Origin of the sequence: Pseudomonas sp. ESBL9, from assembly GCF_036668715.1 — a bacterium.
Taxonomy (GTDB): domain Bacteria; phylum Pseudomonadota; class Gammaproteobacteria; order Pseudomonadales; family Pseudomonadaceae; genus Aquipseudomonas; species Aquipseudomonas lundensis.
In genome coordinates this window covers 1,459,605-1,475,848 of the sequence record NZ_JAZEVV010000001.1, presented here as the reverse complement: position 1 = coordinate 1,475,848, position 16,244 = coordinate 1,459,605, and the positions used below count along the sequence as shown (strand labels likewise).

Below are 16,244 nucleotides of genomic sequence, written 5' to 3'. Positions count from 1 at the left end.
GAGCGTTCAGCGGAAAAAATGGATGGAATAGGCGGCAGACGTGATCGGTTTTGAACGGCTGCCGTTTTTTGAAAGCACCTATGGCTCAGCAGTCGAAAAATAGCGGCCTACTTCAGACCATCCTTAGAGATGGAAGTGGAAATGGTAGTGTTCAGACTTAACGAAGTATCACATGCCTAGTGTGCTGTTTTCGAAATAACCCTTCACCGATTTTGACTACACTTGCAGTGTCATCCAACGTTCAGAGAAGCGCCGATGAACACTACCAAGATCGTCCTTACACCAGAAGAACATACCGAACTGAACCGACGCGTACGCTCGGCCACTATCAGCCAGCGAGGCGGCATCAAACAACTCGACACCCTGCGCGGCATCGGCGCCCAGCTTCAACCATTGGGCCTGACCACCGGCTATGGCGACGTGCGTGGCAACTGGTGTTTGAAAAATATCGAAGAAGAACAAAGCGCCCTGCTGCAAGGCGGGATCCCGCGATAGCAGGGCTTTACCTTGGAGTTTGTGCGCTATGGCGACGACCTGCAGTACGGTAACCGCTCCATGAACCCCACATTCAAAGCACTAAGCTAATGCCAGATGCTGGGCTCCCGATTCTCTCAGGAGCCCTGAGATCATGATGCGACCCGACGCCAAAGTCGAAAAAGTGTACCTCTACCCCAAACCTGTGGACTTTCGAAAATCCATCGACGGACTGGCTGCTCAGGTCGAACTGGATATCAAGGTTGCCGTGTTCGACCCGGTACTTTTCGTTTTCCTCAACAAGCCGCGCAACCGAGTGAAAATCTTGTACTGGGAGCGCAACGGCTTCTGCCTTTGGCTCAAACGCCTGGAATCGGAGCGATTCAAAACATCGCCCGATGCCACCGACGAGGCGATTGTCCTGAACGTTCAGGAACTGAACTGGCTGCTCGACGGTTTTGACCTCTGGCGTAACCGTCCCCATCAGGTTTTGACGCCGCGATTCGTGGCTTGATTCGGTATAATTCAGGGCATGAAATCCATGCCCGATAACCTTCCCGACGATCTCCAACTGCTCAAGCAAATGCTTGCGAAGATGCAGTCGCGGGTCGGTTTTCTAGAAGAAGAGAACGCATTGCTGCGCCAGCGCTTGTTCGGACGCAAGTCCGAGCAAACAGCCGATCCGGCCACACCGCAGTTGGCGCTCTTCAACGAAGCCGAAAGCGTCGTCGAAGCTATCGACGAAAATGCTGAAGAAGAGGTTGTCACCCCCGCTAAGCGCCGTGGCAAACGCAAGCCACTGCCTGCCGACCTGCCGCGCATCGAAGTCATCCACGAACTTCCCGAGCATGAACTGACTTGCGTCTGCGGCTGCCGCAAACACGCCATTGGCGAGGAAGTCAGCGAGCAGCTTGAAATCGTGCCGATGCAGATCCGGGTCATCAAGCATGTTCGTAAAGTCTATGGCTGCCGCGACTGCGAAACGGCACCCGTCACAGCAGACAAGCCAGCTCAACTGATTGAAAAGAGCATGGCCAGCCCCAGCGTTCTGGCGATGTTGCTGACTACCAAATACGTTGACGGTTTACCGCTTCATCGATTTGAAAAAGTGTTGGGTCGCCACGGTATCGATATCCCACGCCAGACCTTGGCGCGCTGGGTTATCCAGTGCGGCGAACACTTCCAGCCGCTGCTGAATTTGATGCGCGACCGGCTACTGGAAAGCCGCGTCATCCACTGCGACGAAACACGCGTGCAAGTGCTGAAAGAACCAGATCGAGAACCGAGCAGCCAGTCCTGGATGTGGGTGCAAACCGGCGGCCCACCGGATAGGCCGGTAATCCTTTTTGACTACTCCACCAGCCGGGCGCAGGAGGTGCCAATACGCCTGCTCGAGGGTTATCGCGGTTACGTAATGACCGATGATTACGCCGGTTACAACGCCTTGGGCGCCCAAACCGGAGTCGAGCGTCTAAGCTGCTGGGCGCATGCTCGACGCAAGTTTGTTGAAGCACAGAAAGTGCAGCCCAAAGGTAAAACGGGGCGTGCCGATATCGCGCTGAACCTGATCAACAAGCTGTATGGGATCGAACGCGACTTGAAGGCCAGTAGCGACGCTGATCGTAAAATCGGCCGTCACGAACATAGCCTGCCGATACTGGCTCAGTTGAAAAGCTGGATCGAAAAGACGCAGCCACAGGTCACCGCTCAGAATGCCTTGGGCAAAGCCATCAGTTACCTCGCAAGTAATTTGAGCAAGCTGGAGCGATACGTCGAGGAAGGGTATTTGCCGATGGACAACAACGCGGCAGAACGCGCGATCCGCCCCTTCGTGATCGGAAGAAAGAACTGGCTGTTTAGCGACACGCTCAAGGGCGCCACGGCCAGTGCTCAACTGTACAGCCTGGTCGAGACTGCCAAAGCCAACGGCCAGGAACCTTATGCGTGGCTGCGCCACGCACTTGAACGTTTGCCAACGGCGACATCGGTAGAGGATTACGAAGCCTTGCTGCCGTGGAACTGCGAACCTCGACTTCACAGCTAAACGCTTTACCCATCTTTAGCCAAGTGGGGTTTATGGAGCGCTTACATTCCACTCGGACCAGGGATCGCAATATGCAAGCCGACTCTTTCGCCAGCGGTTGTGGCGATACCGCATGCGCCAGAGCATGAGCCGACGAGGAAACTGCTGGGATAACGCACCGATGGAGCGCGTATTTCGCAGCTTGAAAACAGAATGGATACCGACCGTGGGCTATCGAACTGCGCAGGAAGCACAGCGCGATATCAGCCATTTTTTGATGCATCGCTACAACTGGATTAGGCCTCATCAATTCAACGATGGGTTGGCCCCAGCGCGGGCCGAGGAAAAACTTAAAGTCGTGTCCGGGATAAGTTGACCACTACAGATCGACGGCTGACGGCTGACGGCTGACGGCTGTGGTATGGAAACTACCGATTGCGAGCGGGTGCTACTGGCTGGATTTCAGCTTATCGCGACCGGCTGAAAACGTCCTACAGCGGCCTTTAGTAAACACTGACACCACGGTCGTCACACCGCCCATTTTCGCTTATGCACTGCTCAATATCAGAAGTTCTCGAGACTGACTTTAATGCCCGCACGGCTGGCCAACTCAATGGTCTCTTCCACCCGGTCAGCGTCAACAATAAAACCATCGTAATTATCACTACCGGTGTCCAAGTGAAGATAACGTTTACCAAACCGAACCAACCAACGGTCGAATTCATCAAGCACCTCTGGCATGGATGAGGCACCGTTTCGCACGTAGACGTAGGGCTCTTTCAATTGGTTGGCGCTAACCAGATAAGGAACTTGATATTCAAACACATCAAAACCTTTCCAATCCAGGCTCATTAAAACGAGGTGTTCAAGTTTTTGCGCCTTTGAACCATCCAATAATCCATCTGTGAAAGCACTGCATGCGTCATCTCCCTTCGCGTATCTGCGCATGACGCGCCTGACAAGTCTGGCGCCTTCTTTTTCTGGAACCACCGCTAACAGCGCCAGGGCAAAAGTCTCGAGTGCCTTTTTCTGCGCGGGATCGGGTGGCCCGGGCCGTAATTCTTTCATGATCGCTGAAGCGCTGAGGTTAGTTTCCTCGGGTGGAGGCATGGTAAAGCGCCCACCAAACAACCGATCCAAAATGCCCATAACACTCCTTGGAATACCTTGGGGCAAGCGACTTTTCTTTTACCGGCGACAGTCGCTGCTTGTTTTAAGATTTGTGTTGTAGTTGAACCTAAGGCTCCAGGTGAGGTTTGTCGATCGACCGCTTTTTTTACTGCCAAACTGGACCTGATCCGACCGTCCGCATTTGGCCGATTTCTGACGACCATGAACCGCTGTCCAGGCAGGCGGATAACAAACTTTGATAAGGCCGTTAATTAGGGCAATCTTAGGGCAAATGTGAGGCCTCATCAGGCCAGTTTAGGCTTTAGATAGTGCACCAAATACTCCGCATTCACGGTCTGTAGCGGCGCGCAATGCACGCAGAAAACGTTCGAATCCCTAGCCTTTGCAGACGTTGGCGCAGTGTATCTACGAGGTTGATTTTTCGGGTGGTCTGCACCAGCTGACAAGGTTTCACCTTGAAGCCCGATACCGTTCTTCTATACAGTAAGCCGTAGATCTTCCGAGGGTAGCTCCATGCTCAACAGCCAATCCACAGCCCGAACTGCAAATGTCGACCACGTCGTCGCCACAAATAACCTAGAAGGTGCACGCACCAGCGCGTTCGTTGCGAGCAAAATGGCTGAGTACCGTGAAGGCAAGATATCTTCAGCAGAGCTGTTAGCTGCTACCAAAGCCCGCTACGCCTCCAAATGACCAGTGATCTCACCCACGATGGGGGTGATGATCACTACTACGTCGCGGGTTATTCAGTCGAAGACGACCCTTACGTCTACCCCAACGGCGTTCTGATCAACCTCCTGAACATTCAGGACACCGCCACCTTGGGTGAGGCTGAGACTGACTTTGCGTCGGTTCGCATCATTCAGCTCCAGGAAGAGCCCATCGAAGGCGATTTCTCGCTAAAGCACCTGCAAGCTATTCATCGGTTCATGTTCCAAGATATTTACCCTTGGGCAGGTGAGTGCCGCAAAGTCGATATCGCCAAGAACGACACCATATTTCTCGCGCACCAAAATATTGAGGTGGCTTTCCACGATATGTGGTTACGCCTTGAGCAAAGTGCCTTTCTTTCGGATTTGAACGGGGATCTGAAAGGTTTCGCTGCCGAGGCTGGGGTTGCACTGGGTCGTATCAACTATATTCATCCTTTCCGCGAAGGTAACGGTCGTACACAACGCGAGTACCTGGATGCGTTAGCGCGGCGTGCAGGTTTTGTGCTGGAGTGGGGTGGTGTTTCCAAGCTGGCCATGAAGGACGCTTGTGTTGAGGCTGAGATTGACCCCGAGTGCAAGGCTCTAGCGAAGTTGATCCGCTTGAGCGCAAAAAGCTTTTAACTTCTACTGACGGCTATCAGACATTAGCGAACTTACTGTCACTGGTTTTTAGCGTCGTCGAGTCCCAACGCCTCCGCCATATTCCTACACCGACAAAGCCCGTCCTAGACGGGCTTTGTCGTTTCTGGGGTTTGGGAAAGGGTGATGCTGAAAGGGCGTTTTGGGTAAGTGTTCCAGAAATCAAGACACCAAGGCGGCAGTTCACCCTGCAAAAATCCAGTCCAGGCCTTGGCCCGCCGTTAAATAGAGCCGCTCTAAATGCATAAACGCGAGTTCCTTGGCTACGTGATATTTTGTTATCGGCAATTTGAATCACGCCGGATTTTTTAGAGTCTGGAATTACGACTGAACTTTTGAAAATTTCATTCAACTGCCATGAACCCGAACGGCTCTGCAGGCACAAATTGCCCCGATGCTTCACCGGTAAGCACGCGGTTCATGTCTACCCCGAGGTTCAGTTTGCGCACATGTGCACCTTCAGAGAAATCAAGCTTCTTAAAGTCGACCCAAAAAACATTAGGTGAAGTTGCGGATTCACCATAGAAAAGCATGCTTTTCTGATCGGCCACCACACGCCAGCGAGTCGTTGAAAGGTTCGGCGCTTCAGGAAGACTTACACCATAGGGCACCGAAGAGTTACGGATGACACTGAACACAGCGGCGGCGGCGATTCGAGGGTCGTCGCTTTGTGTCACTGCATTAATATAAAAGCTAGCGCGTACAAAGCGGTCTTCTGAACGACCACTGCCGGGAAGGAAATTTAGGGGGTCGACCCCGCTCCAATACTTCTTATTGGCGAGTTGGTATCCATAAGGTGGGTCGTTCGTCACCACCTGATAGGTACGGTCATGATGAATGTTTAGCTTTCCGCCGATCCACTCGAACACAGCACTGTCGCCGGAGGCATCGGAGAGCGTCAAATGCAGCGGAGCGAGACTCCCTGGGCGACCGGGCACTTCACCGCTTACCACCTCCACGGGATTCTGACGCGTATACGCCACCGCCTCAGAAACTGTTGCGAACTGATCAAGATAAAACTGTGCCCAAATGGAGAGCGACATTCGCGGTGTATGTCCGTCATCTTCTGGAAATTCGGTGTCGTTGAGCCAGAGTAGGCTGGCATTGAGGCCTGCTTCGTTCATTCCATCGACCGTAGAAATGTCATAGCCAGAAACGGCTAAACTGCCAAACTTCGATGTCCATTCAAGTGAGCGTGAACCGCTAGCGCCATTGCGCTTGATACCGCGGGGAAAGACCCAAAAGTTGCTAACCATCGGGTCCTTGAAGTCCATGTTGCGGCCGGTAATATTCCTCCCGTCAGGTCCATGATAGACAGCCCTTGTACAGGCATGGACTTCGGCGCCAAGTAGGCCTGCAAAAGTTAATGTTGCGAGAGCAAGTGCAAATCGAGACATACCAAGTACTCATTTTAAGAGGCTTTACGGAATCTTTGTTGGTTCAGAATCGATAAGTCATTCCTATGGCAGGCCCCCTAAGTTGCGTGTCGTAGACCTGACCATTGTAATCGTAATTGACGTCGAGCAATTTATAGCCTATTGAGGCTGAAAAACTATCTTCAAGGGCATAATTAACGGTAACCAGCGTCGACCATGTAAAGTCAGAGCCCACGCCAAACCCACCGATATCAGCTTGGCTCTGTACAGAGAACTGATGCGTTATGGGAATGAATGCCCGGAAACCGATCAGCGGATCAGTCCAGCCGAAGCTTTCATCATAGCTTGCAGATCCGGTCATATCTCCGTGGCTCCCGGTAACCTTTATGCTATTAGAGATGTGCCAAAAGCGCGCCCCGGCTAGGACGTCGAAGCGAGCTTAGGCGCATCTATGATCCGGTAGCCCCCCATAAGTGTTGCAGTGAATTGTTTGGTATCGACCTTTGCATCGAGGTTGCCACCTGAAGGTATCATTCCGACACCGGGAACGGAGAGTGCTGGCAACGGACCTACACCATGAATATCTGTCGTATCGACATACATGATGTCGCCTGAGAAGACAAAACGGTCTCTGCAGCCCAAAATATTTATGAATCCGCCCAGGTTCAGGTTATCCACTATGTCGGAGAATGATTTCTCAACGCGGATTGTGGGGCCTCGCTGGAACGGCGAAACATGCCCGTTGAGTTGAGCTAGCCAAAGATAGGGCGTTACCTGTAAGGCCCAATTTTTGGGTCCCGATGAGGGCTGCTCGCTTGGATTGTTAAGGAAAACAACCTCGCCATTCTCAGCATGCGCGTTGCCGACTGAAAAGAAAAATGCGATGACATACCAAGGTGGTAGAAGCTCGCAAAAATAGTTCGAAATTGGCTGTCCTGCGAGTCGTTCACCGCTGTGATCACGACAATGAACCGAGTTCCGTGATTCGTTGCTAAGTCGCCATAGCATGATACACCCCGTTCTTTTGAAAAATATCAGCCCTGGAAATTGTTTTTTGGGTAAATTAGCAGTTCTGGATGTCATTAGTTATAACAAGATGATGTGCTTTTGGGCATTATTTATTGCACGGCTAGTAGGCCGCATCAACTAAGCGTAAGCGTGCTTAATCAGGTAAAGACTCAGCAGGACATCATCTTTCAATCGGGTAAGTGGGATCAGTACTCAGTCCTTTTCAGTAAGGATTGTGTTTGTGCAGTAGGATGCCGGGAAAGTGAATGAAAAACAGTTCCGATACTATAGACGTGATTGTTGTACCTGGCTTGAACGCGAAGTCGGTTTATTAATCGGGATGCCCTTGAAGACCGCCTTTTCAGGTGAGCCAGCGCACGCGCGCATCTAGGTTCAATGTTCGGTTGTGAGGGCTTTGAATACCTCGCTCTGCAGCAAGGCCAGCGCCTGGCGCACGAAGACGGCCAGCCTGTGAAATGGACCTGATTTCAAGGGCCACGATGGTTTTTATTCAGCCGGGTTTGGTTGATTGGTGGAGAGGGATATGGTCGCTGTGGGCAGTGGGGTGCCCACTTCAGAACTTGAAAAGTCTGTTTATGACGAAGAGAGAAGTGCGTTGAGGGAGTCACTCAGGCGATCGATTCGGCCACTGCTTTCGTTCACCAGTTGAGTGATTTCTTTAGCCGAAACGGCAGACTGTTGGGCCAGCTTGCGCACTTCGTCGGCAACGACTGCAAACCCCCGGCCCGAGTCGCCCGCGCGTGCGGCTTCTATCGCGGCGTTGAGGGCGAGCAAGTTGGTTTTCTCGGTGATGGAATTGATCGTGCCGATGATATTGGCAATTTGTGTGCTGGATTCTTGTACGCGTCGCATTTCACGGTCAGTGACTTGTGAGGCATCGTGCTTGGTTTGCTCGTCCACGCCATAACTTACGATGCGCTTGATATTGCCGATTGAGTCGGTAATGGGGCACAGCGCGCCGCTGAATTGGATGGACCGACCGTCTTTGGACGGGATGGCGAAACCGCCCGCGAATTGTTCGCCCTTAAGCAGTTTCGTGAATATTTCCGGGCTCAGGAGAGTGCGCAAGTTGTGTTTACGGGCCAAGAGTTCAGGTAAATCGGTGTGAGCCAAGTGATGCACCAGATAGTCGTTGGCCGTGCTCATCTGGCCATTGGTTTCCCATTCCGCGACGCCGTTACTGACACTGATGGCTTTAAAGCGCTTGTCCGACTCAAGGGAGAGTTCTTTGGTGTCGGTAATGTTGGCCTGGATAGAAATGAAATACTCAAGTTCACCGGCGTCACTGAAAACAGGATTGATGGCCAAGGAAATCCAGTAGTGACCTCCGGATTTTTTATAGTTGAGAATTTCGTTATAGATCGGGCGGCGATGACTGACGGCATCCCGGATCTGCTCCACGGTGTGGGGATCCGTGGCGGCGCCCTGGAGGAAATGCCCCGGCTTTTTGCCTCGAACTTCCTCCAGGCTGTATTCCGTCAACTTCGTAAACCCCTGATTCACATACTGGATAAGCCCGTCTTTATCCGTAATGACAATGGCGTTATCGGTCTCGTTGGCAACCAGTGACAGTAATTTGAATTCGCGGTTGCGCATGACTTCTGCCGTGATGTCATTTGCGAATTTGATCACCCGGACAACCTTGCCTTCAGAATTAATGATCGGGTTGTAATTACCGTGAATCCACACCGAATCTCCACGCTTGGTCATTCGTTGATACTCGGCCGTTTCGTAGTTGCCCGCCCGCAATTTTTGCCAAAAGTCAGCATAGGCTTTCGACTGACGTTGAGCGGGCGGGACGAAAATAGAGTGTTTTTCACCCCGAATTTCGTCGAGTGAATAACCCATGAGTTTAAGGAAGTTATCGTTTGCATCGAGAATCGTGCCATCAGGGCTGAACTCGATAATGGCTTGTGCACGGTTAATGGCGGCAATCTGAGCGTCCGCGCGCGCATGTTCAATAACGGAGGCAGTCACATCTGTGGCGAATTTGATAATGCGTTGCAGTTTGCCGCGACGAAAAACAGGGGTGTAGGTCGCCTGAATCCAGACCGGTGTGCCGTGTTTGGTGTAGCGCTTGAACTCGCCTGACTGTGGTTTTCCGCTTCGAAGGTCCCGCCAAAAATCACTGTATGCCTGACTGTCTGCATCACTGGCCTTGGTAAAGAGGCTATGCGCACGGCCTTGAACCTCTTCAATGGAATACCCAAAGAGGTCCAGAAAGAGTTGGTTGGCACGCAAAATATTGCCCTGTATGTCGAACTCAATGACGGCCTGTGTTTGCTCAATCGCTTCGATAACGTCCAGTACACGGTTCTTACGGAACAGATTGAGCATGATGCGTTTCCTAAAATATGGACGAACCTTCAGTGCTGATTTATCGGCTGTCAGTGCAAAACCTTGAGTGCGCGCTACTGCTGCGTGCAACGGTTGCGGGGCGTTTGAACCCTGATCGGATGCGCACCTTCAAGCGAGTGACCACGCCGGTTGTCAGCCTGATTTTTTGAGAATAGTGTGTGAAAAAACTTATACAGGTAATCAGGCTATGTACAAGAATGCGCAGTGGCCGCTCACGCTTTATTTTGATGGCGCATGCCCGCTCTGCGCCCAAGAAATAAAACTGTTGCGCGCCAAAGCCTCACCGGCCCGGCTTCTTTTTGTCGATATCAGTGAAGATGGATTTGACGCCAGCGCTGTGGGGTTTTCCCTTGAGGCCATGCAGTCATCCTTGCATGCCAGGTTCAGTGATGGGGACTGGGTGATGGGGTTGGACGCAACCTTGTGGAGTTGGCGCGCCGCCGGTCTCGGCATTTGGGTCACCCCGTTGTCATGGCCCGTGATGAGGCCCTTACTGAATCTGGGTTACCGGTTTTTTTGCCGCTGGCGCCCGCACCTGGCGTGGTTACCGCATCCGGATGGCAGTCGACGCTGTCACGACCTTCAGTGCGATATTGCGCCAAGTAAGCCAAAAGCCGACAACTCGACGCCTTCGTCAGGACAGTAGCGGCGGGCGCCCACCTGTCCCGAATATTCAGTCAGCCACCCTGTGGATGTTCCACCTATCGCTCAAGCCATTGGCCTTATGCCGCAGCGCCTGAATCACCTTGCGCGCGACATATAATCTAACTGTCTGATTTGTAAAGAATATCTCGTATCAATATATTTCAATTGTTTTTCGGGTTAATAAACACCAGATCCAGACTTTTATGAGGCCAAAGTCAGTAAGGCCACATTTTTCACCAGATATGGCGGTGTATATGGTGAAAAGGACTACAAGACACTTCCTATACTGCGCTCGGCATCTATTTACCTGCGCAGCACCTCCTATCTGACTGATTCGAGAACCTGCTCTGTCGATGCGCTTACGCACAGAGGAGGGCGTTGGCGGCTTCTCCTGTGGCGTGCACCTAATAAGTCTAAGAAAGAGAACGTGTCATGAATAAACAATCCATCCAGATTGCCCTTGCATATATGTCTGTCGTTATTGGCGGTGGCTTTGCCTCCGGGCAGGAGGTACTGCAGTTCTTTACCGGCTATGGGCTAATCGGCATCGCAGGCACGTTGGTGAGCGGCCTGATGTTTGCTTTTTTGGGCATGCAAATCGCCCGCATGAGCTCGAAGATGCAAGCAAAATCGCACAAAGAGGTTCTCTACAGCCTGTTCGGCGCACGCATTGGGTGGGTCGTGGATGTGGTGTTGTCGTTCTTCTTGTATGGCGTTGGTGTGGTCATGCTGGCAGGCAGCGGTTCGATCTTCGCTCAGCAGTACGACATGCCCCCTTTGTTTGGCGGCGTACTGATGACGGTCCTGGTGATGGTTACCTTGTGCATGAACGTCAAGCGCATTATTGATTTGATCAGCGCGGTCATGCCGTTTCTGTTGGCCATGGTGCTGATTATCACCACCTACTCAATCTTCAGCTACAACGCCCCCGTCGAGACCCTCGACGCAGTCGCCCGTGAAAACAACGAGACGGTGTCCGGCAACTGGTTTGTCGGGGCTCTGTTGTATGCCTCGTTCAATATCGCGGTCGGTTTCCCGATGTTGGCTGTGATCGGTGGCATGACCCAGCAACCCAAGGCTGCGGCGGTGGGCGGCATTCTTGGCGGTTTGGGCTTGGGCGTGCTGATCCTGCTGTTGAACATTGGCCTGTTCGCCAACATCAACCAACTGCAGGGCATTGAAATGCCATCGCTGGCACTGGCTGGCCGCATCTCGCCGATGCTGTCAGTGGTGATGTCTCTGGCCCTGGTCTGCATGGTGTACAGCACGGCGGTAGGGATGTTCTTTGCGTTCAGCGCCCGCTTCGCCAAACCTGAAACGCGCCGTTTCAAGGTAACAAGTGCTGTCGCGGTGTGTGTGGGGTTGGCCTTGAGCCTGGGTGGCTTTAGCAAGCTGGTCGGTACGGTTTACCCACTGCTGGGTTACGTAGGTTTTGCCCTCATCCTCGCGATTGCTTTTAGCTGGGTGCGTGCTCGCTCCAGCGCTAAGGCGCTTAAAGCTGAGCTGGACGCGGTGTCATAACGGCGTCGATCTCGCAGCGGTCAATCCCGCACGCCTGAACCCCGCCTAGTGCGGGGTTTTTCATTCAGGTGTCCGCGCAAAGCACGACTCCCGAGCGTCAAAAAAACCGTGTGCTACGCTCCTTTTCAGCTTGATTAACCCCTTTCTGGACCATGGAGACGGCGATGAGAAAAATACTGTCCACACTGTCAATCGCATTGGCAGCACTCGTTCTGACCGCGTGTGTGAATGGCGGCGCTAATAACCCGGGGCCCAATGAGTATGAAATCCGCACCGGGGTCATTGAGCAAATTGAACTGACGCAGGCACAGACCAACCATGACAGCGGGGTCGGCGCCATTTTGGGCGGGATTGCCGGGGCAGGGATTGGCAGCTTGATCGGTCACGGCACCGGGCGTGATGTGGCGATGGTGGCGGGCGCACTGGCCGGTGCGGCGGGCGGCAACTACACCGAACGGCAGCGCTATGACCAGCCGCGGCAAGTTCAGCAAATCATCGTGCGGGTTAAAAGTGGTGTATTGGTTTCGGTTACCCAGCCAATCAACCCTGTCCTCACACCGGGGATGCACGTGTATATCGAAGGCGCGGGCAGTGATGCGCGCGTGATTCCACAGAATTAACCCCTCAGGCATTGCCCCCCAGTTGAAGCTTTGCTGGGGGGCAATGGATTTTTCTTGCGTGGCGAGCACTGTCGTCGTGGCGCTTTTGGGGCGTTGAAATCAAATTTTCCTACTAAGTGGCTGTTTTTTAATAAATTTGTGCGTTTGGGGGTTTCCAGATGTTACGAATGTTGGTAAATTTGCGCGCATTCCCGGACAGGTCGCCACATGGCCTGCAGCACAAAGCTATTTATGAGCGTTGCGCTGAGCGAACGGGAGTCGAGTGCCAGGCACTCATCGCAACAGATACAGGGGCGTCGCCAAGCGGTAAGGCAGCAGGTTTTGATCCTGCCATGCGTTGGTTCGAATCCAGCCGCCCCTGCCATTTCTCATCGTGTTTCCCGCATCCTTCTGCCGCGCGTTCTGCGTAAGCAGCTTATTCAAACGTGACCACCGATCCTCACTTTGCCCTGTCTGTGCGAAGCGATTTGGCGTGTCTGGCGTTTGAGCAGGCTGCACACGAACAGGGGTTGGCGAGGGTGACGCCAACCCCTGAGTGCTTAAGGTTTGCTGAACGGTGGAGTACGCGGCGGCACCTTGCGTTTCGAGCCGGTGGCTTCGAATGCGCTGGCCAAGGTCAGCAATGCCGAGTCATCGTAGGCGCGGCCAGCAAAGGTCAAGCCAACAGGCATGCCGATGTCGTGCATGATGCCCATCGGCACTGTGACCGTCGGCACGCCCAAGTGTCGGATAGCCAGATTACCGTTGGCCACCCACACGCCGTTGCTCCAGGCGATATCTGCTGACTCGGGGTTCACGTCGGCATCGGCCGGGCCGACATCGGCGACCGTCGGGAAAATCACGGCATCCAGTTGGCGGTCGTCCATCCAGTCTTCAAGATCGATTTTTCGGGTTTTTTCCAGCCCGCGCAGGCCATCGGGCAAGGACGCAATCTGATCCCAGGGCGTGATGCCGCGTTTGGCCATTTTCACGTACTCGTCCATGCCGGCCGCGAGGTCGTCTTCACGGTTGGGCAGGGTGCCGGGGTCATGGGGGAAGATTTTCGGGCCATCCACATCGGCCAGACAGTTGAGTTTCGGGTCGCCATTGGCACGCAGAAAATCATCGAACGCCCAGGCCGACAGCTCCCACAATTCGTCATGCAAGAACGTTTCGGACACCAAACCGCGGTTGAACACCGTGGGCGCTCCCGGGCGATCGCCTTCGCAGTTGGAGACCAGCGGGAAATCCACTTCAATCACTTCAGCGCCTGCCGCTTCCAGCGCCCGGCGCGCCTGCTGCCACAGCTCGATGATCGAGTCGCGGGTGATGATCTTTTGCCCGGTCGGGCCGCCGATCCCCGGTTTTTCGGACGTGCCGGCGTCGGGGTCGGCATTGATGTACATGCGGGGCACGCCAAAGCGTTTGCCCGCCAGGGCCTGTGGCGCGGCCGTCAGTTGCAGGTACGATTCGGGGCGCACTGAAGAGGCGCTCGGGACAGGCACCCACGGTTGCAAGCGCCACAGATCGCCACGGGTGTCAGGGTCGTCGGCAACCACGATGTCGAGTACTTCGAGCAGGTCGGCCATGGTTCTGGCAAACGGTACGACCACATCCATGGTCGGCGTCAGGGGCCAGTTCCCGCGCACCGAAATCACCCCCCGGGACGGGGTATAGGCGCACAGGCCATTGTTTGACGCAGGCCCGCGGCCGCTCGACCAGGTTTCTTCCGCAAGACCGAACGCGGCGAAGCTGGCGGCGGTGGCGGTGCCCGCACCATTGGATGACCCGGAAGCAAACGGCGCAGTCAGGTAATGCGCGTTGTAAGGGCTTTCGGCCCGGCCGTATACGCCGCGTTGCATGCCGCCGTTTGCCATGGGTGGCATGTTGGTTTTGCCCAGGCAAATGGCGCCCGCCGCCCGCAGCCGTTCAATGGTGAACGCATCGCGATAAGCAATCAGGTCCTTGAAGGCCGGGCTGCCGGAAGCCGCGGTCAGCCCCTTGACCAGATAACTGTCCTTGGCGGTGTAGGGGATGCCGTCCAGCGGACCCAGGGTTTGGCCTGCGGCGCGGCGTTCATCTGACGCGCGCGCTTGGGCCAGTGCATCCGGGTTGCGCACCACAACGGCATTCAGGGCGGTGGGGGTGTCCGGGCCGTCATACGCGTCGATGCGTTGCAGGTAAGCCTGCACCAGCGCCACGGCGGTGGTTTGCCCGGATTCCAGCGCGGCGCGTAAGTGGGCAATCGATACTTCAGTCACTTCGATCATGCGTTCACCGTCTGGGGTCCGAAGGCATGGACATGATGGCTGGCATCACTTGTGGAGGTCGGGCAGAAGGCATCGTGTGTCTCAAACTGGCAGGTCATATCGGTTCTCATTGCACGGCTCACGCAACAGGGGCTGAACGCGGGTCTGTTGCCGTTTCATTGCAAGCCGCGTCGCTGGCTAACGGTGATACGCGACCCTAAGGGACGAGCGTCCGCGTAGCGCAGTGCGGCGTTGCTCGACGCGTGTTGGGAGCAACCCAACCACGCCTCTCGCGCCTTGCCCTGCACCCGTGGGCTTTCGTCGCGGCGGCGATGAAGTGGCAACAGACCCTGGGGGCCAGAGCTTAGCGAAATCCCGGGCGGTTAGGCCATCACCAATGCACTTTCGGGTGCCGGGTCGATCCATTTATCGATGCGCGCGGCGGGAACCGGCATTCGATTGCTCAGTCGTAGCCATGTGCCATATCGGCCCTTTGGAAAGGAGTCATTCGATGTTCAGTGCCCGCCACCCTTTTTTTGCGATGACCGTCCTGGGTGCAGCGTTGCTGATGCCAGGGAGTGGGGCTCAAGCCGCCAGTGAGCCGACGCGTATTGTCATGGGGCCGTTCAGTGCCGTGTACAACGACGCCATTCTGGCGGGTGCCAGCGAGGCGGGCAGAACCTACACCGTGCGCAGTGCGGGTTTCACCGTCAATGACCTGCAACAGATGAAAAAAAACCTCGACGACAACAGCCGGGCCCTCGCTGAACTGCAGTCGCTCAAGCAGACGGTGAGTGAGCAGGCGCGCCAGATTGAAGCGCTCAAACGCGACACCGGGTCGATTCACAGCACCGGCGCCAACGAGCTGTCGCGGCTGACACGCACCACCGAAGAGCAAAAGAAAGAACTCGACAGGCTCGCGCAACAAGTGGAAGTGCTCAAGCGTAACGCGGGCGCCACTGACGTAACGGCGCTCAAAAACACGCTCGACAGCCAGGCCCGTACACTCGAGAAGCTCGACAGGGAGGTGCAAGACCTCAAGCGCAATGCCGGTTCCAGTTCCAGCTCGGGTGCCAGTGAATGGTCTGCACTCAAAAACAAAGTCGATAGTCATCACAACAGCCTGGACAAACTGGAGCGTCAGCTCGACGACGTGAAACGCAGTGCCGGTTCAAACTCAAGTGCCGCCGACCTGTCTTCCCTCAAGCGCGAAGTGAGCGATCAGCAGCGCGCAATGGAAGGGTTGAAGCGCAGCGTTGAAGACCTGAGCCGCAAAGTGAAATGAGGCGTGGAATGGGATCCATTTTGGCCCACGGCTGAAAAGATTCAGCTTGTAGCCATTTGGAATAACCTTATGGGCTTAATCTTATTAAAAACATGTGGTTATTTAATGACTTAGGTCAGTAACGAATTGAAAAAAAACGTGCAAAATATCTTGTTACGAGTTGTAACGCTGAGGTAAGATCGCCCCGCGTTCACCTACCACG

15 protein-coding genes, 1 tRNA gene and 2 pseudogenes are annotated in these 16,244 nt (G+C 54.5%); 12 read left to right on the top strand and 6 right to left on the bottom strand.

What is annotated here, in order from left to right; translation table 11 throughout:
• Nucleotides 1-336: 336 nt before the first annotated feature.
• The 4 genes and pseudogenes from V6F78_RS06460 to V6F78_RS06445 all read left to right on the top strand — a co-directional run.
• Nucleotides 337-495: pseudogene (locus tag V6F78_RS06460) on the top strand (phage tail protein); the annotation flags it as partial.
• A gap of 133 nt (nucleotides 496-628) precedes the next feature.
• Nucleotides 629-988, top strand: a complete 360-nt coding sequence (gene tnpB / locus V6F78_RS06455; protein WP_332726837.1) for an IS66 family insertion sequence element accessory protein TnpB — start codon at nucleotides 629-631, stop codon at nucleotides 986-988.
• Between the two features lie 18 nt (nucleotides 989-1,006).
• Complete coding sequence (gene tnpC / locus V6F78_RS06450; protein WP_332726836.1) at nucleotides 1,007-2,518, top strand: IS66 family transposase; 1,512 nt, start codon at nucleotides 1,007-1,009, stop codon at nucleotides 2,516-2,518.
• 19 nt (nucleotides 2,519-2,537) lie between these two features.
• Nucleotides 2,538-2,873 (top strand): annotated as a pseudogene (locus V6F78_RS06445) (integrase core domain-containing protein); the annotation flags it as partial.
• Nucleotides 2,874-3,061: 188 nt separating this feature from the next.
• Here the strand turns inward: V6F78_RS06445 and V6F78_RS06440 are convergent.
• Nucleotides 3,062-3,646, bottom strand: a complete 585-nt coding sequence (locus V6F78_RS06440) for a DUF6630 family protein (RefSeq protein ID WP_070414432.1) — start codon at nucleotides 3,644-3,646, stop codon at nucleotides 3,062-3,064.
• Nucleotides 3,647-4,141: 495 nt separating this feature from the next.
• On the opposite strand from V6F78_RS06440, the gene V6F78_RS06435 reads away from it, so the two are divergent.
• Complete coding sequence (locus tag V6F78_RS06435) at nucleotides 4,142-4,321, top strand: hypothetical protein (RefSeq protein WP_139145719.1); 180 nt, start codon at nucleotides 4,142-4,144, stop codon at nucleotides 4,319-4,321.
• Nucleotides 4,318-4,962: a Fic/DOC family protein gene (locus V6F78_RS06430; protein ID WP_332726835.1), complete on the top strand. Its 645-nt coding sequence runs from the start codon at nucleotides 4,318-4,320 to the stop codon at nucleotides 4,960-4,962. Before V6F78_RS06435 ends, V6F78_RS06430 begins: the two co-directional genes overlap by 4 nt.
• A gap of 362 nt (nucleotides 4,963-5,324) precedes the next feature.
• Here the strand turns inward: V6F78_RS06430 and V6F78_RS06425 are convergent, their stop codons facing one another.
• From V6F78_RS06425 to V6F78_RS06410, 4 genes are all read right to left on the bottom strand, one after another.
• Nucleotides 5,325-6,377, bottom strand: coding sequence for a linear amide C-N hydrolase (locus V6F78_RS06425; protein ID WP_048377456.1), 1,053 nt, complete (start codon nucleotides 6,375-6,377; stop codon nucleotides 5,325-5,327).
• Between the two features lie 43 nt (nucleotides 6,378-6,420).
• Complete coding sequence (locus V6F78_RS06420) at nucleotides 6,421-6,717, bottom strand: hypothetical protein (RefSeq protein WP_186350561.1); 297 nt, start codon at nucleotides 6,715-6,717, stop codon at nucleotides 6,421-6,423.
• Nucleotides 6,718-6,776: 59 nt separating this feature from the next.
• Complete coding sequence (locus V6F78_RS06415; protein WP_186350562.1) at nucleotides 6,777-7,364, bottom strand: hypothetical protein; 588 nt, start codon at nucleotides 7,362-7,364, stop codon at nucleotides 6,777-6,779.
• 594 nt (nucleotides 7,365-7,958) lie between these two features.
• A complete protein-coding gene (locus V6F78_RS06410) occupies nucleotides 7,959-9,722 on the bottom strand; it encodes a methyl-accepting chemotaxis protein (RefSeq protein WP_047294414.1) in 1,764 nt (587 codons plus the stop codon).
• 17 nt (nucleotides 9,723-9,739) lie between these two features.
• Between V6F78_RS06410 and V6F78_RS06405 the strand changes: the two genes are divergently transcribed.
• From V6F78_RS06405 to V6F78_RS06385, 5 genes are all read left to right on the top strand, one after another.
• Entirely contained in the window at nucleotides 9,740-9,892 is a 153-nt protein-coding gene (locus tag V6F78_RS06405) for a hypothetical protein (protein ID WP_169862299.1), read from the top strand.
• 38 nt (nucleotides 9,893-9,930) lie between these two features.
• Entirely contained in the window at nucleotides 9,931-10,389 is a 459-nt protein-coding gene (locus V6F78_RS06400) for a thiol-disulfide oxidoreductase DCC family protein (RefSeq protein WP_047280839.1), read from the top strand.
• A 431-nt stretch (nucleotides 10,390-10,820) separates the two neighbouring features.
• On the top strand, nucleotides 10,821-11,909 hold the full coding sequence (locus tag V6F78_RS06395) for a YkvI family membrane protein (protein WP_047294412.1): 1,089 nt from the start codon (nucleotides 10,821-10,823) through the stop codon (nucleotides 11,907-11,909).
• Nucleotides 11,910-12,073: 164 nt separating this feature from the next.
• A complete protein-coding gene (locus V6F78_RS06390; RefSeq protein ID WP_047275750.1) occupies nucleotides 12,074-12,529 on the top strand; it encodes a glycine zipper 2TM domain-containing protein in 456 nt (151 codons plus the stop codon).
• 289 nt (nucleotides 12,530-12,818) lie between these two features.
• A tRNA-Gln gene (locus V6F78_RS06385) sits at nucleotides 12,819-12,893 on the top strand.
• Nucleotides 12,894-13,068: 175 nt separating this feature from the next.
• Here V6F78_RS06385 and V6F78_RS06380 read toward each other — a convergent pair.
• Nucleotides 13,069-14,778 (bottom strand): amidase, encoded by a 1,710-nt coding sequence (locus V6F78_RS06380; RefSeq protein WP_047294410.1) that lies wholly within the window; start codon nucleotides 14,776-14,778, stop codon nucleotides 13,069-13,071.
• 490 nt (nucleotides 14,779-15,268) lie between these two features.
• Here V6F78_RS06380 and V6F78_RS06375 point away from each other — a divergent pair, with 490 nt between their 5' ends.
• A complete protein-coding gene (locus V6F78_RS06375; RefSeq protein WP_314400989.1) occupies nucleotides 15,269-16,042 on the top strand; it encodes a hypothetical protein in 774 nt (257 codons plus the stop codon).
• Nucleotides 16,043-16,244: the final 202 nt, after the last annotated feature.